The 341-nt window shown below is 43.7% G+C and carries 1 protein-coding gene; it reads right to left on the bottom strand.

The window, feature by feature from the left end; genetic code table 11:
• A partial coding sequence (locus GJB59_RS13665) for a class F sortase (protein WP_203583275.1) occupies positions 1–341 on the bottom strand: 341 nt, incomplete at both ends.

Here is a 341-nt window from a genome sequence, read left to right as displayed (position 1 = left end):
CAAGTAATTAAATTAAGCATCCGTTTGTCTGACTTCCCGAAGATCTCCTCTACTGGAGCCTGATCTGTTTGGTAACTATTAATTTCTTTCACTTCAAAAATCATCTTCCGACCTTCCGTATCTGTTAAAGTCACTAGTTCTCCAATCTTTACTTTGGTCAAGTCATAGAAAACAGCTGGACCATTCAGACTGTCGACATGTCCGGCAAGCACCGCATGACCTTGCGATCCTGCCTTATATCCAGGTTCAAACCAGCCCACTTGATTTACATCTTCTGGTACTCCCATTTCTCCGTTCTCTAGTATTCCTGTTGGCTCTATAGCGGCGTCCACTCCGATTGA

Origin of the sequence: Planococcus soli (assembly GCF_016881065.1) — a bacterium.
GTDB lineage: Bacteria > Bacillota > Bacilli > Bacillales_A > Planococcaceae > Planococcus > Planococcus soli.
This window is presented reverse-complemented; position numbering and strand designations above follow the sequence as displayed.